This window comes from Arthrobacter sp. CMU6, from assembly GCF_059090205.1.
Genome location: NZ_JBNHFL010000021.1, coordinates 33,317 through 53,772 on the forward strand (window position 1 = coordinate 33,317; position 20,456 = coordinate 53,772).

18 protein-coding genes, 1 pseudogene and 1 riboswitch are annotated in these 20,456 nt (G+C 67.3%); of the genes and pseudogenes, 14 read left to right on the forward strand and 5 right to left on the reverse strand.

Annotation, left to right across the window (positions count from 1 at the left end; translation table 11 throughout):
• Nucleotides 1–19 precede the first annotated feature (19 nt).
• The 7 genes and pseudogenes from AC5RWD_RS15365 (at nt 20) to AC5RWD_RS15395 (ending at nt 6,917) form a co-directional block, all read left to right on the forward strand.
• Nucleotides 20–1,744: a multicopper oxidase family protein gene (locus AC5RWD_RS15365; RefSeq protein ID WP_494020834.1), complete on the forward strand. Its 1,725-nt coding sequence runs from the start codon at nt 20–22 to the stop codon at nt 1,742–1,744.
• A gap of 1 nt (nt 1,745) precedes the next feature.
• Nucleotides 1,746–2,579: a hypothetical protein gene (locus AC5RWD_RS15370; RefSeq protein ID WP_494020835.1), complete on the forward strand. Its 834-nt coding sequence runs from the start codon at nt 1,746–1,748 to the stop codon at nt 2,577–2,579.
• Between the two features lie 77 nt (nt 2,580–2,656).
• Nucleotides 2,657–2,704 (forward strand): annotated as a pseudogene (locus tag AC5RWD_RS15375) (hypothetical protein); the annotation flags it as partial.
• A 79-nt stretch (nt 2,705–2,783) separates the two neighbouring features.
• Entirely contained in the window at nt 2,784–3,287 is a 504-nt protein-coding gene (locus tag AC5RWD_RS15380) for a LacI family DNA-binding transcriptional regulator (protein WP_494020836.1), read from the forward strand.
• 360 nt (nt 3,288–3,647) lie between these two features.
• Entirely contained in the window at nt 3,648–4,556 is a 909-nt protein-coding gene (locus AC5RWD_RS15385; RefSeq protein WP_494020837.1) for an ABC transporter ATP-binding protein, read from the forward strand.
• On the forward strand, nt 4,556–5,479 hold the full coding sequence (locus AC5RWD_RS15390; protein ID WP_494020838.1) for an ABC transporter permease: 924 nt from the start codon (nt 4,556–4,558) through the stop codon (nt 5,477–5,479). Before AC5RWD_RS15385 ends, AC5RWD_RS15390 begins: the two co-directional genes overlap by 1 nt.
• 28 nt (nt 5,480–5,507) lie before the next feature.
• Nucleotides 5,508–6,917: an LLM class flavin-dependent oxidoreductase gene (locus tag AC5RWD_RS15395; protein ID WP_494020839.1), complete on the forward strand. Its 1,410-nt coding sequence runs from the start codon at nt 5,508–5,510 to the stop codon at nt 6,915–6,917.
• Here AC5RWD_RS15395 and AC5RWD_RS15400 read toward each other — a convergent pair.
• Nucleotides 6,914–7,933: a bile acid:sodium symporter family protein gene (locus AC5RWD_RS15400; protein ID WP_494020840.1), complete on the reverse strand. Its 1,020-nt coding sequence runs from the start codon at nt 7,931–7,933 to the stop codon at nt 6,914–6,916. The genes AC5RWD_RS15395 and AC5RWD_RS15400 overlap by 4 nt on opposite strands.
• A gap of 156 nt (nt 7,934–8,089) precedes the next feature.
• Here AC5RWD_RS15400 and AC5RWD_RS15405 point away from each other — a divergent pair, with 156 nt between their 5' ends.
• Nucleotides 8,090–9,229 (forward strand): GGDEF domain-containing protein, encoded by a 1,140-nt coding sequence (locus AC5RWD_RS15405; RefSeq protein ID WP_494020841.1) that lies wholly within the window; start codon nt 8,090–8,092, stop codon nt 9,227–9,229.
• Between the two features lie 240 nt (nt 9,230–9,469).
• On the opposite strand, the gene AC5RWD_RS15410 is transcribed toward AC5RWD_RS15405, so the two are convergent.
• The 3 genes from AC5RWD_RS15410 to AC5RWD_RS15420 form a co-directional block, all read right to left on the reverse strand.
• Nucleotides 9,470–10,273, reverse strand: a complete 804-nt coding sequence (locus AC5RWD_RS15410) for a hypothetical protein (protein WP_494020842.1) — start codon at nt 10,271–10,273, stop codon at nt 9,470–9,472.
• 3 nt (nt 10,274–10,276) lie between these two features.
• Nucleotides 10,277–10,442, reverse strand: a riboswitch (cyclic di-AMP (ydaO/yuaA leader).
• Between the two features lie 180 nt (nt 10,443–10,622).
• Entirely contained in the window at nt 10,623–12,125 is a 1,503-nt protein-coding gene (locus AC5RWD_RS15415; RefSeq protein WP_494020843.1) for a SulP family inorganic anion transporter, read from the reverse strand.
• Between the two features lie 6 nt (nt 12,126–12,131).
• A complete protein-coding gene (locus AC5RWD_RS15420; RefSeq protein ID WP_494020844.1) occupies nt 12,132–13,238 on the reverse strand; it encodes a GTP pyrophosphokinase in 1,107 nt (368 codons plus the stop codon).
• 206 nt (nt 13,239–13,444) lie between these two features.
• Between AC5RWD_RS15420 and AC5RWD_RS15425 the strand changes: the two genes are divergently transcribed.
• The 6 genes from AC5RWD_RS15425 (at nt 13,445) to AC5RWD_RS15450 (ending at nt 19,654) form a co-directional block, all read left to right on the forward strand.
• Nucleotides 13,445–14,266 carry an alpha/beta hydrolase gene (locus tag AC5RWD_RS15425; protein WP_494020845.1) on the forward strand — a complete coding sequence of 274 codons (822 nt, stop codon included), beginning with the start codon at nt 13,445–13,447 and terminating at the stop codon, nt 14,264–14,266.
• A 351-nt stretch (nt 14,267–14,617) separates the two neighbouring features.
• Complete coding sequence (locus AC5RWD_RS15430; RefSeq protein ID WP_494020886.1) at nt 14,618–15,736, forward strand: ferredoxin reductase; 1,119 nt, start codon at nt 14,618–14,620, stop codon at nt 15,734–15,736.
• Between the two features lie 14 nt (nt 15,737–15,750).
• The gene (locus AC5RWD_RS15435; RefSeq protein WP_494020846.1) at nt 15,751–16,929 is read left to right on the forward strand and encodes a fatty acid desaturase family protein; all 1,179 of its coding nucleotides are present in this window, start codon (nt 15,751–15,753) and stop codon (nt 16,927–16,929) included.
• Nucleotides 16,930–16,981: 52 nt separating this feature from the next.
• Complete coding sequence (locus AC5RWD_RS15440; protein ID WP_494020847.1) at nt 16,982–17,947, forward strand: carbohydrate kinase family protein; 966 nt, start codon at nt 16,982–16,984, stop codon at nt 17,945–17,947.
• Nucleotides 17,948–17,956: 9 nt separating this feature from the next.
• On the forward strand, nt 17,957–18,487 hold the full coding sequence (locus AC5RWD_RS15445) for a YbhB/YbcL family Raf kinase inhibitor-like protein (RefSeq protein ID WP_494020848.1): 531 nt from the start codon (nt 17,957–17,959) through the stop codon (nt 18,485–18,487).
• Between the two features lie 171 nt (nt 18,488–18,658).
• Nucleotides 18,659–19,654 (forward strand): substrate-binding domain-containing protein, encoded by a 996-nt coding sequence (locus AC5RWD_RS15450; RefSeq protein WP_494020849.1) that lies wholly within the window; start codon nt 18,659–18,661, stop codon nt 19,652–19,654.
• 73 nt (nt 19,655–19,727) lie between these two features.
• On the opposite strand, the gene AC5RWD_RS15455 is transcribed toward AC5RWD_RS15450, so the two are convergent.
• Complete coding sequence (locus tag AC5RWD_RS15455) at nt 19,728–20,432, reverse strand: cache domain-containing protein (protein ID WP_494020887.1); 705 nt, start codon at nt 20,430–20,432, stop codon at nt 19,728–19,730.
• Nucleotides 20,433–20,456: the final 24 nt, after the last annotated feature.

Genomic DNA, 20,456 nt, shown 5'->3' on the forward strand with positions numbered 1-20,456 from the left:
AACCAGCTGGGAGGATGTCATGGCAACAACACGGAGGGACGTGTTGAAACTAAGCCTGTTGGGCGGCGCAGTCGCCGTCACAGCATCAACCGGAGGGCCGGCCCTCGCAGGTGTCCCCGGACGCCGGGGCGCGGACGACGACGAAACAGCGGCCGTCACGCCGAGCCAGCTTGCCCCGGCCAACATGCCGGTTCCGTTCACCAACGTCTTTCGGCGGCCTCCCGAACTGCTGCCCTATGCCACGGGCCGGGACCGCGACGGCACGCCGTTTGCCAAATATGCACTGAACCAGAAGCTGGGGAAGGCCCAGATCGCACGGGGGCTGAGCACCACCCTGGCTGGGTACAACGGCATCTTCCCGGGCCCCACTATCCGCGTGCAGCAGGGCACCAGGAGCGAGCTGAGGATCAGCAACCGCCTGCCTGCCACCGGCCTGCTCTACCCGAACACGTTTAACACCGTCACCCACCTGCACGGATCAGCGTCGCTGCCCCAGTATGACGGGTACGCCAACGACCGCACTGCGCCGGGCAGGGTGAAGAACTACCACTATCCAAACTGGCAGGCAGCGCGGACGCTCTGGTACCACGACCACAACCACATGCTGACGGCCCAGGGCGTGTACTCGGGGCTCGCCTCCATCTACTCCATCACCAGCGCGCGTGAGCGGGCGCAGCTGCCGCAGGGCGAGTTCGACGTGCCCATCCTCGTCTCCGATGTGATGCTGAACGCCGACGGGTCCCTCGGCTACAACGACAACGGCCACGCCGGCCTGTGGGGCGACATCATCATGGTCAACGGCGTGCCGTGGCCCACCATGAAGGTCAAGCCGCGCATCTACCGGTTCCGCTTCCTGGTTGGATCGATCACCCGCTCCTACCGCTTCGCCCTGTCCAACGGTGACCCCTTCCATGTGGTGGGCACCGACGCCGGGATGACCCCCAAGGTGCAGGCGGTGTCCTCCTGGCGGCAGGGCACGGCCGAACGCTACGAGGTGCTGATCGACTTCCGGAAGTACAAGCCAGGGCAGTCGGTGGAGCTGCGGAACCTGAGCAACAAGAACAACGTGAACTTCGCCAATACCGGCAAGGTCATGAAGTTCCAGGTGGTGGCAGATTCCCCCGCGCAGCCCGGGTCCCGCACCATCGCGGCCATCCCCACCACGCTGGATGCCGGCCCGCACCCCACGAAGGCACTCGGCGGGCTGGACACCATGGCACTGACCCCGGACATGGCCGTGGCCAAGAGGATACTCCGGGTCCAGCGGCACGGCGGGGAGTGGACCATCAACGGTGAAACCTGGGACACCGTGGAAAAATCCAACTTCACCCGGTGCTTCGCCAACCCGCAGCGCAACCAGGTGGAGCAGTGGACCATCGTCAACGAGTCCGGCGGCTGGTTCCATCCGGTCCATATCCACCTGATCGACGGCAAAATCATCGGGCGCAACACCAACGGCGGCAAGCCCTTCGCCTGGGAAGGCGGGCCAAAGGACGTCTTCTACGCGGGTGAGAGTGAGTCGGTCACCGTCCTCATGCAGTTCGACACCGGCAAGCACCTCGGCGGCCGGTACATGGTCCACTGCCACAACCTGGTGCATGAGGACCACGACATGATGGTCCAGTTCGCCGTAGGCGACCTGCGGAACAACGATCCCATCAACGCCGACAAGCCAGTCCTGGAAACCCGGCCCGAGGGGTACTACGCCTCGAAGTACAAGCTGGCCTACCCGGCGGGGACATGAGATGAAACGGACGCCGCTTATCGCACCGGCGGTGCTGCTGGCCCTCTCCCTGGCCGGCTGCACCGGCGGTGTCCAGGCCAGTCCGGCGGCCAATCCGGCTCCCGCCCCGCCCGCGAGCAGCCCCGCCAACGCGGCGGACGTCGCGAACCGGGTCCTCGCACAGGCCGAGGAAGGACAGGATGTGGGCAACGGCCGGCCCACCGTCAGCTACGACGGCCTCATGGTCCGGCGCAGGGTGGTGATTGCCGTGCACACCGGACTGGACGCGGACATCGCCGGCATCCGCAAGCGGCTGGACGCGGCCGCCGCGGCACGGGACACCGTCCTGACCGCGATCTCGCCTGATGTGCTTGAACCCGCCGTGCTGCAGCAGATGGTTCCCGAAGTCATCGTGGCCCTGCCGTCAACTGCCACTCCCGACGACGGACGCACCATTGTGCGGGCAGTCACCGAGGAGGACACCGGCAGCCTGGGCGTGAAGAACTTCTACGTCCTGCCGGTCCTGGTGCATGACCTGCGCTTCACCGTTGCCGCACCGGACCCCGCCGCCGTGTCGGCCGCGGTGGACCGGGAGGGCATCGTCTCCGACGCCCTGGGGAACTACAGCACCACGGCGCACGGCGGGCAGCTCAGCATCGGCTACACGGGTCCGCTGCTCGGCGACGAAATCGTCGAGAGCGTCCGCGGGGGAATCAGCAGGCAGGCGCACGTCCCCGCCGCCGAGGTGGCCGTGGGGCCGCGGTCCGCATCCGGAACGGGTGTGGACATGGCCGCCGAACCGCCGTGGGACCCGGAGCAGCTCGAAGGCCAGGCAATACATCCGCACACGGAGTGATGCACGCACCCCCGAACCGCACGCACTTCCAAACCGAAAACTGCGCGGAGGAACGATAGGAGAAAACAGTGAGGAGCATGTCCAGCCCCACCATCAGGGATGTTGCCGAACGGGCCGGGGTCTCACTGACGACGGTGTCCTACGTGCTGATCCGGCAGGACCGGAGGCACCACCCGGATCAGCCCGTCCACGCAGGAACGCGTCATGGCCGCCGCCGGCGATCTTGGCTACGTGCCCAACCAGGCGGCGCGGGGAATGCGCCGTGGAAAAACGGACCTCGTGGCCATCGCCATTCTGGACCTGGAATGGCCGGCGGACCGGGCGCTGGCCACGGCCGCCGCCGCGATCCTGCCCCGGCACGGCTACCAGCCGGTTATCCTGCTTGGCCCGTCGTGGCGGCAGTTCATGCTGGCCGGGGGTGCAGACGGCGTCATCGTGGGCGTCCCGCCCACCGAGGAAGAGGACCATGCCATCGCCGAACTGGCGAGGCGCGGCATCGCGCAGGTGGTCATCTCCGAATCGGTGCATGCAGAACAGGCCGTCGCGCTGCTCATGGACCGGATGGCCGGGTACGCGGCCAAGGCCGCAGAAAACACGGCCTCCTGGAAGCGCCTCAGCGGGCATGCCCTGTTCGGCGGCGGCGCGCTTCAGTTGCTGTACGAGGTGCTGTCCACTGGCGTGTTCACCGAGCAGCTCCCCCTCCTCTAGGAACCGGCTGATCGACCAACGGGTGCCTGCAGCCGCGTAACAATCGGACCTTCAGGCTGTCCGGGTTCAGTGCAAGGCGAGGTCGTGCCCGGGCCGTCATGTTCCGTCGCCGGCCGCAACATCACCCGCCTTCACTGCCGGTTTTTGTCGCCGTGCGTCATCCGATGTCCCCGGAAGACACCCGCAATTACGCACTGTTTACTTCGAAGTCCCCGCGCGTCCCGGAGCCGCCATCCGCGGCCCCGGCCCGCAGGTTACGCCCCGTTTCCCCTCGTGACCGGGCCCTTCAGGCGGTGCTCCATCTCTGCTCTCATGGTGGACACCAAACGCCTTGAACGACCTGCTGAAGGGAAGCACGCCATGACCTCCGGAACCGGGCCGATACCGAAAATCAGCCTTCAAAACGTCACCAAGAAGTTCACGGTGCGGCCCAGCAAGGACAATCCGGAAGGGGCAGTCCTGACCGCCCTGGACGGCATTTCCCTTGACGTCTCCGCAGGAGAATTCATCACCCTCGTCGGCCCCAGCGGCTCCGGCAAGACCACCCTCCTGGACCTCCTGGCCGGCCTCACCAAGCCGGACACCGGCAAGGTGCTGGTGGACGGCCGGGAAGTGGCGGGACCGGGCCGGGACCGCGCCGTCGTTTTCCAGCAGTATGCGCTGTTCCCCTGGCGCACGGCCGCTGCCAACGTCTCCTTCGGACTGGAAGGCGTGGGCAGCGACGGGAAGCGCTACAGCCGCAAAGAGCGGGCTGGGAAGGCACGCGAATACCTCGAGCTTGTGGGCCTCGGCGGGTTCGAAGACCGCTACCCCCACGAACTGTCCGGCGGGATGAAGCAGCGCGTGGCCATCGCCCGCAGCCTGGCCTATGAGCCGGACATTCTGCTGATGGACGAACCCTTCGCCGCCCTGGACGCCCAGACGCGCGAGCAGCTCCAGACCGAACTGCTCCGGATCTGGGCCACCACGGGCAAGACCATCATCTTCATCACCCACGGCATCGACGAGGCCGTGTACCTCGGCCAGCGCGTGGCCGTGCTCAGTTCCCGGCCGGGAAGGCTGAAGGAAATCGTGGACATCGACCTCGGGGACCGCTCCGGTGACGAGGACGTCCGCTCCGACCCGGCCTTCGTGGAACACCGGCACAAGGTGTGGTCGCTGCTGCATGACGAGGTACGCCGTGCCCAGGAGGCCGGGCACGCAAAGATCCAGCCCGACGGGACGGCGCCGGACGAAACCAAGACCATCACCACCGGAAAGGCAGCCTGATGAGCACGCCAACACTGACCAAGTACACCGAAACGGTGACCCAGCCCGGTCCCGGGGCAGTTGCCCTGGAGGCAGGGACGGCGCGAAATCCGGGGCTGCGTCCGGGGCCTGGCAAGACTCCGACGGCCACGCTGCGCCTGTACGCCCGCCAGGGCGGCAAAGCTGTGTGGGGTGCCGGGGCCATCATCCTGTTCCTGCTGCTCTGGGAACTGGGACCCACCTACCTCGCCCCGGCCTCGACGAGGGTGTTCCTTCCGCCCCTGCACGTGGTGCTCGAGGCACTGGGTACCCTCGTCGCAAACGGCCAGCTGCAGAACCACCTCGCTGCCAGCCTGAGCCGCTCCGCGAGTGGATTCGGCATCGCCGTCGTCAGCGCCGTGGCCCTCGGGCTGCTCGTGGCCTGGTACGGCGCCCTTGACCGCTTCCTCAACCCGCTGCTGGAAGTCTTCAGGAACACGGCAGCGCTTGCCCTGCTCCCTGTGTTCACGCTGCTGCTGGGCATCGGCGAAACGTCCAAGATCAGCATCGTGGCCTACGCGGCATTCTTCCCGGTGCTGCTGAACACCATCGCCGGCGTCCGCACCGTCGACCCCCTGCTTATCCGCGCCGCCCGCTCACTGGGGCTGTCCAACTTCCAGCTGTTCCAAAAGGTCATCCTTCCCTCCGCCGTGCCCACCATCTTCACGGGCATCCGGATGGCCGGCACCTCGTCCATCCTGGTCCTGATCGCCGCCGAGATGGTCGGTGCCAAGGCCGGCCTGGGCTACCTGATCGTCAATTCCCAGATGAGCTTCCTCATTCCGGACATGTATGCGGGCATCCTGACAGTGTCCCTCCTCGGCCTGATGGTCAACTACCTGCTGGTCGCCGTTGAACGCCACTTCTCCCGCTGGCGGACCGCCGTCGGATCCCGCACCGCCTGACCGCCCCCAGACCCCCAAGGACCACATCATGACTGAACGCACCCCAGCCAAAGCCATCGACGGCGGCACACGCCAACTCCACCTGAATGCCTTCCTGATGAGCACCGGACACCATGAGGCGTCCTGGCGTCTTCCCGAAAGCGACAGCTTCGCCGGGACACAGGTGGCACACTTCCAGCAGCTCGCCCGCACCGCGGAACGCGGCACCTTCGACTCGATTTTCTTCGCCGACTCGCCCGTGCTGCATGGCGACGTGCGCCAGCGCCCCTACGGAACCCTCGAGCCGACGGTCCTGCTCAGCGCCATTAGCGCCGTGACCAAGCGGATCGGCCTGATCGCCACCGCCTCCACCACCTACAACGACCCCTACAACCTGGCCCGCAGGTTCGCCTCGCTGGACCACATCAGCGGCGGCCGGGCCGGCTGGAATGTGGTGACGACCGCGGGCGAAGCGGCCGCGCGGAACTTCTCCCTGGAGGACCAGCCGGCGCACTGGCGCCGCTACGAGCGCGCCGCCGAGTTCCTCGACGCCGCCCGGAAGCTCTGGGACAGCTGGGAAGATGACGCCGCGGTGGGGGACAAGGCCGCCGGGGTCTGGGCGGACAGCTCCCGCGTCCACACCATCAACCACACCGGCCGCTACTTCCGGATCCAGGGTCCCCTGGATGTGCCGCGTTCGCCCCAGGGCCACCCCGTCATCGTGCAGGCCGGCTCCTCCGAGGACGGCAAGGACTTCGCCGCCCGCTACGCCGAGGCGGTGTTCACGGCGCAGCAGACCCTGGCTGAGGCGCAGCGCTTCTACGCGGACCTGAAGCGGAAGACGGCCGCCGTGGGCCGCAACCCGGAACACATCAAGATCCTGCCCGGCATCGTCCCGGTCATCGGCTCCACCGAGCACGAGGCGCGGCAGCTGGAGAAGCAGCTTGATGAGCTCATCCACCCCGAGCACGCGCGGAAGCAGCTGGCCGGCGTCCTCAGGGTCTCGCCCGAATCACTCCCGCTCGATGCGCAGCTGCCCGAGGACCTTCCCTCCGAGGACGCGATCGAGGGCGCCAAGAGCCGGTACACGCTCATTGTGGAACTCGCCCGGCGCGAAAGGCTCACCGTCCGCCAGCTCATCGGCAGGCTGGGCGGCGGCCGCGGGCACCGCACCTTCTCCGGAACACCCGAGCAGGTGGCAGACGCCATTCAGGAGTGGTTCGAGAAGGGTGCTGCCGACGGGTTCAACATCATGCCGCCGGTACTCCCCTCGGGACTGGACGCGTTCGTGGACCATGTCATTCCGATCCTCCGGTCCCGCGGACTGTTCCGCCAGCAGTACACGGGCCGCACACTGCGTGAGCACTACGGACTGCCACGGCCCGAGAACGGATTTGGCCCGAAGGTCCCCGGCGACCCGGCCGCCGCGGCTGAGCCGGCCGTGCCTGCTGCTGTCTAGGCTTCCGGCTGCTCCGGCAGGGGCTTCCGGGCCAGCCAGGCCGCCACGATGGCACCTGAGATGTTGTGCCAGAGCGAGAAGACGGCGGACGGCAGGGCCGCCAGCGGAGTGAAGTGGGCGGTGGCCAGCGTTGCCGCCAGGCCGGAATTCTGCATGCCGACCTCGAACGCGAGGGCCCTGCGCGCCCTGGCGTCCAGGCGGCCGAGCTTGCCGGCCAGGTAACCGAGCCCCAGGCCGAAGCCGTTGTGCAGCACCACGGCCAGGAACACAATGCCGCCGGCGGCCAGGATCTTGCTGGCGCTTCCCGCCACCACTACGGCCACGATGAGGGAAATAACGACGGCGGATGCCCAGGGAAGCGCCGGCAGCGCCTTGGCGACGAGCTTCTTGAGGAACAGCCGGGCCAGCAGGCCCGCGATCACCGGCAGCAGCACGGTCTTGACGATGTCCAGCACCATGCCGCCGGCGTCGATGGTCAGGAAGGAACCGGCCAGGGACAGCACCAGGACGGGCGTGACCACCGGGGCGATCAGAGTGGAGACGCTGGCGACCGCCACGGACAGGGCCACATCACCCTTGGCCAGGAAGGCCATCACGTTCGAGGCGGTGCCGGACGGCGCACAGCCCACGAGGATCAGGCCCATTGCGAGAGCGGGCTCCAGGTGGAGGAGGGTGGCGATCGCCCAGCCGGCGCCGGGCATGATCACATAGTGGGCCACGATGCCCAACACCACGGCCCAAGGCCTGCGCGCAACGGCCGCGAAGTCCGGCGGCGTCAGCGTCAGGCCCATGCAGAACATGATGATTCCCAGCAGGTACGGCACAGCCGGGCCGAGGGGTTTGAAGGCGCCGGGAAGCAGGAACCCGGCAACGCCGGCTGCGAGCACCAGGAGGGGGAAGACGGTCACCGCGACACGCGCAGTCCTGGCCTCCGCGGCGAGGGCCGGGTTCAGGGGTGCGGCGTCGGCCTCCGTGGCCGGGGGAGCGGATACGGGGTCTTTTGTTGCCTCAAGCATTCAATAATGCTGGCACCGGAGCGCCGCGGCGGCCCAATTCGTGACTGATGTCAGACAAATATGTCGGTCCCGGGAAAATTCTCCGCGGCCCAGCGGGACCCCCGGCGCTCCCGGTGCGATACTGGATTGCACTGGATCGGGATTCAAGGGGACGGAATGATCCTAGACACGGCAACACTGCGGATTGCCTTCGCGGCGATGGCCCTGATTCTGGCGCTGCTGTTCTACTTTTCCACCTTCCGCAGCACCCGCTCGCCCTACAGCGCCTGGTGGTGTGCCGCGCTGCTCCTGTTCCTGTCAGGCTCGGCGGCCTTCCTCCTGAACGGCACGCCGCAGCAGGCCTGGGCCAATCCGCTGGGCAACTTCCTGCTGGTATCCGGCGCGGCAGGTGTCTGGGCCGGGGCGCGTTCCCTCCGGAACCTGAAGTACAACGTGTGGATGTCTGTTGCGCTGCCGGTCATCGCCGGCGCTGCCGCCGGACTCGACAGCCCGGGATCCAACACGTGGGCCGGCGGAGCCGTCTTCCTGGCGTCCATGGCCGTGCTTATCGGCCTGGCTTCGCACGAGCTGTGGCGGCTTGAACCCGGGTACTCGCGGGTGAGAATCCCCATGGCCATCGCGGCCGGCGGGGTGGCATTCTTTTACACCTGCCGCCTGGTGGTGTTCCTCATCCAAGGGCCAAACGGTCCTGTTTTTGCCACATTCTTCGGGTCCGCGGTGACCACCATGGTCACCATGGTGCTGCTGGTGGTGGTTTCCTTCAGCATGGCGGGGCTGAGCACCGAGCAGCAGACGCGGGCGCTGCGCACGGTAGCCACCCAGGACGGGCTCACCGGCCTCCTCAACCGCGGCGCGTTCCTGGAAGCGGCGGCCGAAGAGCTGCACCGCAGCAAGGCCGCCAACAGCGGGGGCTCGCTGATCCTCGCCGACCTGGATCACTTCAAGTCGGTCAACGACACCTTCGGCCACGCGGCGGGCGACCTCGCACTTCAGGCCTTTGCCGAAGCGTGCAGCGCATCGGTCCGGTCTACGGACTTTGCCGGCCGCTACGGCGGGGAGGAGTTCATCCTCCTGCTGCCCGGTGCCGGCCCGAAGAGTGCGGAAATCATCGCGGGTGAGATCAGCAGGAGGCTGGCAGGGCAGCACATCCCCGAGCTGCTGCGGATGCCGACCGTCAGCTACGGCATTTCCACCTACAACGCGAATACCGCTGACCTCGATGAGGTGATCGCGGCCGCTGACGTCGCCCTTTATGAAGCCAAATCACAGGGGCGGAACCGTACGGTCAGGGGCTGAGGCGGGGTCCGGGGCAGAGCCGCCGACCTCCGGCGCAAGGACCTTAACGCAGGCGCCGGATCCGGAATGCATGGGGGACAATCCGGACCCGGCGATCCTGACTCGCAGCCGGAGACTGCGGTCTTTCATCAGGCATGCCCAGTGTGTTCCGCCATCCTTGTAGAAAGGTGGGAGCACCTTGGGGGGTGGCCGTGTTCCGCCGCCCCCAAGACAGCGGAACACGGCGGTTTTTCAGCTCGGCTAGGCCGCGCGCACGAACGTGACGGGGCCGGTCGCAGTGAGCCAGGACAGCGGGTGGGCCATGGTGGCGTTGATGCCGTTCATGCCGCCGCTGATGACCTTGCCGGCTCCGGCGTAGATGGCCACGTGGCCGGACTGCACCACCATGTCACCGGGCTGCGGGGTGGAGACCACCCTGCCGTGGCTCAGGAACTGCATCGGAGCCAGGTCACCCACGCGGATGCCGGCGGCGCCGAGGGCCTTCTCCACCATGGCGGTGCAGTCCTGCGTGATGCCGATCTGGGCGTACGCCGAGGCCAGCATGGTTGCATTGACGCCTGCCGCAGCCTGGACAGGGGCCTTCGGCGCGGGAGCCGCAGCCTTGACGGTGACCTTCGGTGCGGGCGCGGCCGGCGCAGCTGCGGCCTTTACGGGCGCAGCAGCCTTGGCGGGCGCGGCAACCGGGGCGGCAGCAGGTGCTGCGGCCTTCTTGACTGCCGGCTTCTGGACGACGGGTGCTGCCACCACGGTAGCCGGGGACGAGTTGACCGCGGGGCGTTCAAACGCGATCTGGACGCTGGAAGCAGCGTCCAGGGGAGCCTGAACCTGGCTGGCGGCTGCGGGGGCGGCGGCCGGAGCCTGCGCGGGCTGGGCCGGTGCGGCGCCTCCGGCGTTGGCCGCAACGGTGCCTGTGAAGGCCAGGCCGGAGGCGGCGAGGATCACTGCTGCCTGGCGGCCGACGCCCGAGTTTGCGGAGGCAAGGCGGGTGAACGGATTGGAGCGGGCGGCCGCAGCACGGCGGCCAGAAATAAAGCGGAACGACATGAAGAAGCCTCTCCCGATGCCTGCGAGGTGAGCTGTCGGATTCGGATGGGAGGCACCCGGCCGCGGTCCTGAGCGTGGTCAGGAACTGTGCGGCTTCACCCCAAGGCCCGCTAAAAGCAGGCCAAAAAGTGGTTTCCCCGTCTCTGCCGGACATGGGTCTTCGATTGGTTCCTCGGGCTGCGGCAGAGTTAGGCAATCAGCGCGGGAGCGCCTCGTCGGTGAAAGAGGCACGTTTTCCACCGTACGGGAGGGTTCGGTCAATGTCACATTAAGGTAACGGCACCGTGTCGTTCATGACGCGCCGGCCCGCGTCAGGTAAGGGATCGGGGTGTGATTTGTGTGGTGAACCTCACTCTGCGGCGTTGAGCTTGCCAGCCAGCCGCTCCCTCATCTGGATGCTGGCCGCGTTGAGGCCGATCAGTTCCACCTCGCGGCCGTGCCGGCGGTATTTCTCAGTCACGGCATCCAGCACGGCGATGGTGGAGGCATCCCACAGGTGTGATGCGTGCAGGTCGACCACCACGCCGCCGATGTCCGGCTCGGCGTCGCGGGCGTAATTGAACTGGGTGTAGAGGTCGTTGGAGGAGGCGAAGAACAGTTCGCCGTCCACGGTGTACGTGGCCACCGTCCGGCCGTTGAGCTCCACTTCCGTCCGCTCCACGGTGGCGAAATGGGCCACCCGGCGGGCGAACATCGCCATCGCTGCCAGCACCCCGACCCCGACGCCGATCGCCAGGTTGTGCGTGATTACCACCGTGCCAACGGTGATCAGCATGACCGCGGTTTCCGATCGGGGCATTCGCCGGAGCGTTGCCGGTGCAACAGAGTGCCAGTCGAACGTGATGGCCGAGACGAAGATCATCACCGCCACCAGCGCCGCCATGGGGATGAGGCCTACGATGTCGCCCAGGGCCACTACCAGGACCAGCAGGAAGACGCCCGCGAGGAACGTGGACACCCGGCTCCGGGCGCCGGAACCCTTGACGTTGATCATTGTCTGCCCGATCACGGCGCAGCCGCCCATGCCGCCCAGGAACCCGGTGACGATGTTGGCCACCCCCTGTCCCCAGGATTCGCGGGTCTTGTTGGAGCGGGTATCGGTGATGTCGTCCACCAGCTTGGCCGTCATCAGGGATTCCAGCAGCCCCACGAGCGCCATGGACAGCGAGAACGGCGCAATGGTCTGGAAGGTCTCCCGTGTCAGGGGCACAGCCGGGATGAACAGGGTGGGCAGGCTTTCCGGCAACTGGCCCTTGTCCTGGACGGTGGGGACGTCGATCCCGGCCACCACGGCGAGGACCGTCAGGAGGACAATGGCCACCAGCGGTGACGGCACCGCCGTCGTAATGCGGCGGAGACCGACGACGATCAGCAGGCCGGCGGCCACCAGCGGGTAGACCGGCCACGGAACGCCGATCAGTTCCGGCAGCTGGGCCATGAACACGAGGATGGCCAGCGCGTTTACGAAGCCCACCATTACCGAGCGCGGGATGAAGCGCATGAGCCGGGTGACGCCCAGGACGGCGAGCAGGATCTGGAAGACCCCGGCGAGGATGACCGCGGCGATCAGGTGGTCCAGTCCGTGGCTGCGCATCAGCGGCGCGATCACCAGGGCGACGGCGCCCGTTGCGGCCGAGATCATGGCGGGCCGGCCGCCCACGAAGGAAATGGTGACCGCCATGGTGAAGGAGGCGAACAGGCCGATCCGGGGATCCACGCCGGCGATCACAGAGAACGCGATGGCTTCCGGAATGAGGGCAAGGGCCACCACCAGTCCGGCGAGGGCCTCAGTCTTGAGGCGCCGCGGGGAGCGGAGCGTGGCCCGGACGGATTGGAGCTGTTCGGGCTTCATGAAACTCTATTTCTTGGTCTGGCGGTAGCGCTCGATCTGCTTCAGCCGCCGCAGGAGGCTGTCGCGCCGCGGGTGGGGAACGGCGTCGGGCGCCTCAGCGGTGAGGTCGATGTGTTTGGTGCCGTACTGCCACAGCAGGAGGTCATCCAGCAGGCGGTCCGGTCCGGGGGAGTAGCGGTGGTCCAGGGCCCGGCGGACCTCAGTGATCCGGTTGGCGCTGAGCAGTCCGGCAAGCTGGACGGTCTGCTTGAGTCCGTGGGCCGCCAGGAGTTCGGCCGCCCATCCCCAGTCGTCATCTACTTTACGGTCCACGTGGGGGAGCAGGGTGCGCCACACGTCGCGGATGCGGTTGGGGGTGAGCTGCGCCGCGCCCTCACCGTCCAGGTCCCAATAGCTGCGGACCTCCTCATAGCGTTCGTGCAGGTCGGCGAAGGCGGTCTCCACGGTCTCCAGCATGGCGGCCGTGGCGGTGAACTGACGGTCGAAGTGCGGCGTCCAGGCCCGCGGGTCCTCGGCCTTGAACCGGATGTCGTGCTCGATCTCGCTCCAGGCATGCGCAAAGACGGTGCGGATCTGGCATTCGAAGAAGTAGCTGCCGTTGGGCTGGACCTCAGGGTTGAACACCTGCTGGTAGCTCTTCACGACATCGTTCTGGATGGTGCGCAGGATCAGGTGCCGGCTGGAGTAGCCGTAGGTGCCGGACTCGATGGAGCCGATGTCCTTTTCACGGTCCCCGCGGCAGTCGAAGAGGTGCCGCTGGCGCTTGATCAGGTTGGCCACCAGTGCGTTCTCCGCCGGCAGTTTGGTGATGACGCGGACGCCCACCATGTCGTTGAGGGTCCGGAACGGGTCCGGGAACTTCAGGAGCCGCGGGCCGCCGGGTTCCAGGGGTTCCTCGGTGCGGGAGATCTTTTCCCGGAAGGAATCCACCGACTTGGTCCGGCCTGTCACAAACAGCGGGGTAACTTCGGTGTCCTTGAGCATGGTGCGCAATATCTGCAGGACTTCCCTGGTGACAAGCTTCAGGGCAGGCCGGACGCGCTCATAGAGTTCCACGCTTTCCTGTACGGAGTCGCGCTGAGTGACGTCCAGGCGATCCCAGTTGCTTGCCATGGTTCCAAACTATCAAGGCAGTGTGACAGCAGTGCAGGTGACACCCCCCGCCACTGCAGCCCCTTCTGCCCCATGGAAGCGGCCTCCCTGTAGGCTCGGCACATGGCTGTTGTGCGCCGTCGTGTCCCGCAACCCCGGATCCCGGGCGCGCGGGACGCGGCAAAGAGGGGCCCGGGGCCCCGTTCGAAGGATCCTAGGAGGATGCAGTGAAGCGGCAGAAGTACCACTACGGTGACCACCCCAGCCAGTGGGGCGAGCTCTTCCTGCCGGAGACACCTGCCGAGCGCAACGGCAAGCCGCCTTCCCCGCGCGGCGTCGTTGTGGTGATCCACGGCGGCTACTGGCGCTCGCAGTACGGTGCCGAGCTGGGCGAACCGCTGGCCAAGGACCTTGCGGCGCACGGCATCGTGGCCTGGAACCTTGAGTACCGCCGGGCGGGCAACGGCGGCGGTTGGCCGCGAACGTTCGAGGATGTCCTCGCCGGGATCGACAAACTCCGCGAGCTGGCCGGCGAGCATGACCTCGACCTGAGCCGGGTGGTGGCGCTGGGACACTCGGCCGGTGGCCATCTGGCCGTCTGGGCGGCCGGCCGGGACCGGCTTGCGGAACTCGGTGCGGCAGATGCCGACCGGCAGGTGGGCCGGAACCTCAACGGTGAAGCCGTCCACCTGGCCGGCGTTGTGAGCCAGTCCGGGCTGCTCAACCTCGCGCAGGCCGAGTGGCTCGACCTCAGCAACGGCGCCGTCAGCAACCTGCTGGGGGGCTCCGCCGAAAGGTACCCCAAGCGCCACAAGTACGCCGACCCGATGAGTGCCGTGCCGCTGGCCATCCCCGTGTACGCGGTCCACGGGCTCGAGGACGATACCGTGCCGGTGAGCCAGTCCGAGGCCTACGCGTCTGCCGCCCGCGCAGCCGGCGCCCCGGTCCAGGTGGTCAAGGTGCCCGGCGACCACTTCTCGCTGATCGACCCGAAGGCCCCGTCCTATCGGAAGTGCCGCGAGCTGGTGCAGGAGCTGCTGCAGCTCTAGGCTCACGGCCCGAGTGCGGGAACTCCTGCGACGCCTGTTCGTTGCTTTGTATGGGCTAAGCTTCTCTATGCACTCCGGCGGTAAGTATGCTTATCATCAACCGCGAATGCCGCAGACGCCACAACGGAGGGAGATAGCCCTGTTTGAACTCACTGCCATCACCCTGGTCTGCGCGCCCGCGCCGTCGTCACGGAGATCCCGCAGGTGAAGGCCATGCCGAAGCGGGCCGAGGTTGCTACCGGCGCCGGCATGGAGGACGCTAGTAAGTGGGGACTGAGGTACTTTTATATATCACGATCCCGGGTTTCACTAGGAGATACACATGGGTGAACCCATCATGCGGTGGACAGCATGATCCGGCTTCGCAAGCTGGCACGCGCCGCGTCTGTTTTGACCACTCCTCTCGCCCCGGAGGATATTCTCGCGCTCTTTGATCCGGTGTTTTCAACCCGGCAGCTGCGCGGTGTGGTCACCAAGGTTGTTCCCGAAACAGCTGATTCAGCCACCATCCATTTCCGGCCCGGCCGCGGCTGGAAGGCCCATAAGGCCGGACAGTGGGCACGGATCGGCGTGGAGCTCGACGGCGTCCGGCACTGGCGGTCCTATTCGCTCAGCGCCCCGGCGGGGGAGGATCCCGCCATTACCGTGAGCGATGTGGGCGCTGTGTCCGGCGTTCTGGTCCGCAATACCCGGCCCGGGGACGTCCTGTTCCTGGCACCGCCGCAGGGCGACTTCGTTCTTCCCGAACGCCCCAGGCCGCTTCTGATGCTCACCGCCGGCAGCGGCATCACCCCCGTGATGTCCATGGTCCGCACGCTCGTGCCGCACCGCCCCGACGCCGACGTGGTGCTGGTCCACTCCGCCCGCCGGCCGGAGGACAGCATTTTCCGCGAGGAACTTTCCGAGCTTGCGGACCAGTTTCCCAACTTCCGCGTCACGCACTGGTACACGGGGGAACGCGGCCGGATGGACTTCGGCTCGGCCGCCGGGCTGGACAGCCTGTGTCCCGACTGGCGCACCCGCGCTGCTTACGCCTGCGGCCCGGAAGGGTTCCTCGACGACGCCGAAGCCCTGTGGGCCGCCGAAGCCGCCGCCCATCCCAAGGACCCCAAGTCGGCCCGCGCAGACGGGGCCACCGGCCCGTTCGCGGCGGACCCCGTCAACCTCATCATCGAACGCTTCAACACCAGCCTGCTGGCGGGTGCCGGGCACGACGGCGGTCTGGTCACCTTTGAGGCCTCCGACCGCGAGGTGGAGGCCGACGGCGACACCCCCCTTCTTGACGTGGGCGAAGACGCCGGCGTCCTCATGCCCAGCGGTTGCCGCATGGGCATCTGCCACAGCTGCCTGCTGCCCCTGCGTGCAGGGCAGGTCCGGGACCTGCGCACCGGTGAAGTCCACGGTGAACCGGGCCAACTAATCCAGACGTGCGTTTCGGCAGCCGCCGGGCCCGTTAACCTCGACATCTGAGGAGTATCACAAGCATGACTGCAATATCCGACCGCACAGCCGCGACTGCGACGCCCACCGACAAGCCCGTTACAAAGCCGCGGCCCGGGGCCCTGGCCACCACCGGCCGGCCGGCCGTGCGCCCGCCCGCCGCAGCGCACCTTACCGACGAGCAGGTGGCAGAGCTCGGCCGGGAGCTGGACGCCATCAAGGACGACATCCTGGCCAAGCGCGGAGCCTCCGACGCCGCCTACATCCGCCGGGTCATCAAGATCCAGCGCGGGCTGGAGATCTCCGGCAGGGCTGCGCTGCTGATGGGCCGCAACAAAGCAGCCTGGGTCACCGGCACCAGCCTGCTCAGTCTTGCCAAGATCCTGGAAAACATGGAGATCGGCCACAACATCCTCCATGGCCAGTGGGACTGGATGCGTGATCCGGACATCCACTCCACCACGTGGGAATGGGACTTCGTAACCCCGGCGCGTTCGTGGCAGCACACCCACAACGACCTGCACCACCGCTGGACCAACGTGGTGGGCAAGGACAACGACGTCGGATACAACCTGCTGCGCATGGACGAGGACCAGCCCTGGACCCCGCGCGCCCTGGGCAATCCGCTGTATAACGCCATCCTCGCCCCCATTTTCGAATGGGGCATCGCCGTCTACGACCTGGAAATCGTGGACTACAAGGAGGGCAAGAAGAGCAAGGAGGCCATGGTCCGGGACCTCAAGGCACTCGGCATCAAGGCCCTCAAGCAGTTCACCAAGGACTACGCCGCCACCCCGGCCGTGGCCATGCTTACCGGATCGGGCAAGCAGGCCCTCTTCGGAACGCTGACCGCCAATGCCGTCCGTAACGTTTGGGCGCACGCAGTGATCTTCTGCGGCCACTTCCCCGAAGGGACGGATACCTTCACGGAGGAAATGGTCGAGGGCGAGACCCGCGGCGACTGGTACGTCCGGCAGATGATCGGCTCCGCCAACATTTCCGGTTCCAAGTTCATGCACATCATGACCGGGAACCTGTCCCACCAGATCGAGCACCACTTGTTCCCGGACCTGCCGTCCAACAGGTACGGGGAAGTGGCCCCGAAGGTCCAGGAAATCTGCCGGCGCTACGGCCTGCCTTACACCACCGGGCCGCTGCTGAAGCAGGTGGGATCCTCCTGGGCGAAGGTCTTCAAGCTCGCGCTGCCGGGGAAGAAGGCCTAGCCGGCTGTAGGGAACTCGAGCGCCGGGCGGCGTTCTCTGGCAGAGTATGACCATGCTCACTGTTATCGGCGAGGGCCTCGTTGACGTGGTCCAGCGCAGCTCCGGAATTGAAGCCCATGTGGGCGGCAGCCCGCTTAACGTCGCCGTCGGGCTTGCCCGGCTGGGGCACCCGGTGCAGTTCGTCGGCCGGTACGGCCGGGACGCGTACGGGGAGTCGGTGGCTGCCCACCTGAGGGCGAGTTCCGTCATGCTCCCGCAGGCCCCGGACGGGCTGCCAACAAGCGTGGCCACGGCACTGGTGGACGACGACGGCGCCGCCACCTACACGTTCGACCTCGCCTGGGAGCTCCCCGGCCTGGCGGAACGGCTGCCGTTCATGCTGCAGGGAACCACGCTGCTGCACACCGGCTCCATCGCCACCATGCTGGCGCCCGGCGCCGCGGAGGTGCTGGCCGCCGTCGAACATGCCCACCCGGCGTCGACCATCAGTTTTGACCCCAACTGCCGCCCCAGCATCATCACGGACGCCGATTATGCCCGCCGGCAGGTGGAAAAGTTCGTGACCCTGTCAGACATCGTCAAGGCCTCCGACGAGGACCTAGCCTGGCTCTATCCCGGCGTGGACCCGCTGGAGTCCGCGCGCCGCTGGCTAAAGCTTGGCGGTGCCGAAGGGCCGGCCGTCGTGGTGGTGACGCGCGGCGCTGCGGGGCCCTGGGGGATCACCGCCGCGGGCGAGGCCGAGTTTGCCGCACCCCGGGTGGAGGTGGCGGACACCGTTGGCGCCGGGGATTCCTTCATGGCGGCGCTGCTCTCCGGGGTAGTCGACCGCGGCCTGGACGGCGCCCAGAACAGGGCTGACCTGCGCGCGCTCCCGGCAGAGGGGCTCACGGCGCTCCTGGCCCACGCCTCCCGCGCCGCGGCGGTGACCGTGTCCCGTGCAGGCGCCAACCCGCCCACCCGGGCGGAGCTTAACCGCGTCGAAGCAGCAGCCGAGGAAGCCGAAGTTCCCACCACCTGAGGAGCAGCCATGACATCGCCGGGCCCGTTTTCAAACCTGCCGGACGTTCCAACGTTCGGGCTCACCAGCCGGTCCTTCGAGGATGGCGGGACCCTGCCGCCGCCGCAGCGCAGCGGCAGGATGCACGCCGGCGGTGCTGACGAGTCCCCGCAGCTGAGCTGGAGCGGGGCGCCGGACGGAACCAGGAGCTACGCGGTGACCGTGTTTGATCCGGACGCGCCGGGCGCAGGCGGGTTCTGGCACTGGGCGGTCCTGAACATCCCCGCGGACACCACCTCACTGGCGGAGGGCGCCGGGGCCGAGGGTGGCCCGCAGCTCCCGGCCGGCGCGGTACAGCTGAAGAACGACGCCGGCTTCCGCGGCTATCTTGGGGCTGCCCCGCCTCCGGGGCACGGGCGGCACCGCTACATCGTCACCGTCTACGCGCTGGACGTCGCGGAGCTGCCGGGCGGGGCTGGCGCGAAGCCTGCCGGACTGGGTTCTGAACTCGCCCGCCATTTGCTGGGTACGGCAACGCTTACGGGTACTTACCAGCGCTAGGCTTTCCGCCGCAAGTGACGCTGAATAGAGCTATTGACAGGACAAACCCCTGCTCGTATTCTCAACTCATGGAGCGCTCCAATTGCGCTCGCCCGCATCCCTCTTCTCCGGCCGGAAAGATGCAGTGGTGTGGTTCCCGAACCATCTGGACACGATCGAAGGAGATCACCAGTGAAAAAGTTTTTTTGGCGCCGCGCGGCGGTGGCCGCGGTTGCAATCCCGATGCTTGCCCTGGCGGCATGCTCCAGCCAGGGCGGAAGGGCGCCGGAAGCCAACAGCGGGGCCGGCGGGGGCCAGGCCGCCTCGACTCCGCGCATGAAGATTGCGCTGATCACGCACGCCCCGGCGGGCGACACGTTCTGGGACACGGTCCGGAAGGGCGCCGAGGAGGCCGCGGCCAAGGACAACGTGGAGCTCCTCTACACGAACGATCCCGAAGCCGGGCGGCAGGCGCAGCTGATCCAGCAGGCCGTGGACCAGAAGGTGGGCGGCATCGCCGTCACCCTGGCCACGCCCAGCGCGTTGAAGGATTCGCTCAAGAAGGCCTCCGACGCCGGCATTCCCATCGTGAGCCTGAACGCCGGTGAGGATGTCTCCAAGCAACTCGGGGCGTTCACGCACTTCGGTTCCAACGAGCAACTGGCCGGCCAGGCGGTGGGCGAGAAACTGGCGGCTGAGAACTTCAAGCACCCCATCTGCGTGATCCAGGCGCAGGGGCATGTAGGGCTCGAAGCCCGCTGCGCCGGCGTAAAGTCGAAGGTTCCGGGAACCGAGATTCTGTACGTGAACGGCGCCGACATGACCTCCGTCGAATCAACGGCAACCGCCAAGCTGCAGGCAGCCAAGGACGCCGATGTCATTATTGGACTCGGTGCCCCGATCACGCTGACCCTCCTGAAGTCCGTGGCCACCGCCGGCAGTTCGGCAAAGGTCGCCTCCTTTGACCTGAACAAGGAGCTCGCCCAGAAGATCGCCGACGGCACGGTGGTGTTCACGGTGGATCAGCAGCCCTGGCTCCAGGGCTACGGGTCCGTGGACGCCCTGTGGCAGGTTAAACGGGGCGGATTCAAGCTCGGCGGCGGGCAGCCCGTGCTCACCGGGCCCACCATTGTCGACAAGTCCAACGCGGCAGACGTCGTGAAATTCGCTGACCAGGGCATCCGCTAAACGACGCTGGCTGGGCCTGCCGGAACCCTGCTGGTTGAGCCTGTCGAAACCACAGGCTCAACCAGCAGTACGGTCAGCCGTCCGCGACGAGGTGCCACGGGGGAGAGGCGAGGCCCGCCACCGGCACGGGGACTGAGCCGGGGCCGCTGCGCGGGCCCTCGAACCGCGCGCCGGGGGCGAACCGGGCACTGTTGGACGCCACCACCTTGCCGGTTTCCGTGATAAGGGCGACGTGTTCCTCGTGGCGGCCGAGGTTGAGCAGGAAGGTGCGCTCGATGGACTCCATCGAGAGGTTCGCCCCGGCCACGGCCACCGGGCGCAGCTCCTGCGGCACCGGCCGTGACGCGGTAACGATTTTCATGTCGGCACCGCCGAAATCTATGTACGGGCCAATGAGTTCTGGCTGGCCGGACGCGAGGGGCCGCTCGTACCAGGTCATTTCCGTGTAGTCGTAGTAATTGATCGACGCAGGATTCAGGTTGTGCGGGATGAACACCAGCTTCCCGCCCACCAGGCTCCACCACTGGTGCCACGCGTCAGCGTCGCTTAGCAGGCCCCGGGCAACGGAAACGCCGGCGCTGTCCACCAGGCCGCCGTGCTTCAGGACAATGTCCTCAACGACGGGCCCCAGGGATTCGAGCTTGGTTCTCGAGGTGCCCGGCTCCCCAAGGATCTGCGCGGTGGCGTCGGCCAGGACCGTCAGGTCAGCGTAGACACTCTTCAGGCTCTGCCCAAGGGCCCGGGCCGTCGTCTGCAGGGCCTCGTCGATGGGCTTCACCGCGGGCAACGCAGGAAGCCTGCC

Excerpts from the sequence above, each read along its gene's own strand:
- AC5RWD_RS15400 (WP_494020840.1), bottom strand. The coding sequence starts at position 7,933 with ATGCTTGAGGCAACAAAAGACCCCGTATCCGCTCCCCCGGCCACGGAG.
- AC5RWD_RS15440 (WP_494020847.1), top strand. The coding sequence starts at position 16,982 with ATGCTCACTGTTATCGGCGAGGGCCTCGTTGACGTGGTCCAGCGCAGC.
- AC5RWD_RS15430 (WP_494020886.1), top strand. The coding sequence starts at position 14,618 with ATGATCCGGCTTCGCAAGCTGGCACGCGCCGCGTCTGTTTTGACCACT.
- AC5RWD_RS15365 (WP_494020834.1), top strand. The coding sequence starts at position 20 with ATGGCAACAACACGGAGGGACGTGTTGAAACTAAGCCTGTTGGGCGGC.
- AC5RWD_RS15410 (WP_494020842.1), bottom strand. The coding sequence starts at position 10,273 with ATGTCGTTCCGCTTTATTTCTGGCCGCCGTGCTGCGGCCGCCCGCTCC.
- AC5RWD_RS15445 (WP_494020848.1), top strand. The coding sequence starts at position 17,957 with ATGACATCGCCGGGCCCGTTTTCAAACCTGCCGGACGTTCCAACGTTC.
- AC5RWD_RS15385 (WP_494020837.1), top strand. The coding sequence starts at position 3,648 with ATGACCTCCGGAACCGGGCCGATACCGAAAATCAGCCTTCAAAACGTC.
- AC5RWD_RS15380 (WP_494020836.1), top strand. The coding sequence starts at position 2,784 with ATGGCCGCCGCCGGCGATCTTGGCTACGTGCCCAACCAGGCGGCGCGG.
- AC5RWD_RS15370 (WP_494020835.1), top strand. The coding sequence starts at position 1,746 with ATGAAACGGACGCCGCTTATCGCACCGGCGGTGCTGCTGGCCCTCTCC.
- AC5RWD_RS15420 (WP_494020844.1), bottom strand. The coding sequence starts at position 13,238 with ATGGCAAGCAACTGGGATCGCCTGGACGTCACTCAGCGCGACTCCGTA.
- AC5RWD_RS15390 (WP_494020838.1), top strand. The coding sequence starts at position 4,556 with ATGAGCACGCCAACACTGACCAAGTACACCGAAACGGTGACCCAGCCC.
- AC5RWD_RS15395 (WP_494020839.1), top strand. The coding sequence starts at position 5,508 with ATGACTGAACGCACCCCAGCCAAAGCCATCGACGGCGGCACACGCCAA.
- AC5RWD_RS15415 (WP_494020843.1), bottom strand. The coding sequence starts at position 12,125 with ATGAAGCCCGAACAGCTCCAATCCGTCCGGGCCACGCTCCGCTCCCCG.
- AC5RWD_RS15435 (WP_494020846.1), top strand. The coding sequence starts at position 15,751 with ATGACTGCAATATCCGACCGCACAGCCGCGACTGCGACGCCCACCGAC.
- AC5RWD_RS15405 (WP_494020841.1), top strand. The coding sequence starts at position 8,090 with ATGATCCTAGACACGGCAACACTGCGGATTGCCTTCGCGGCGATGGCC.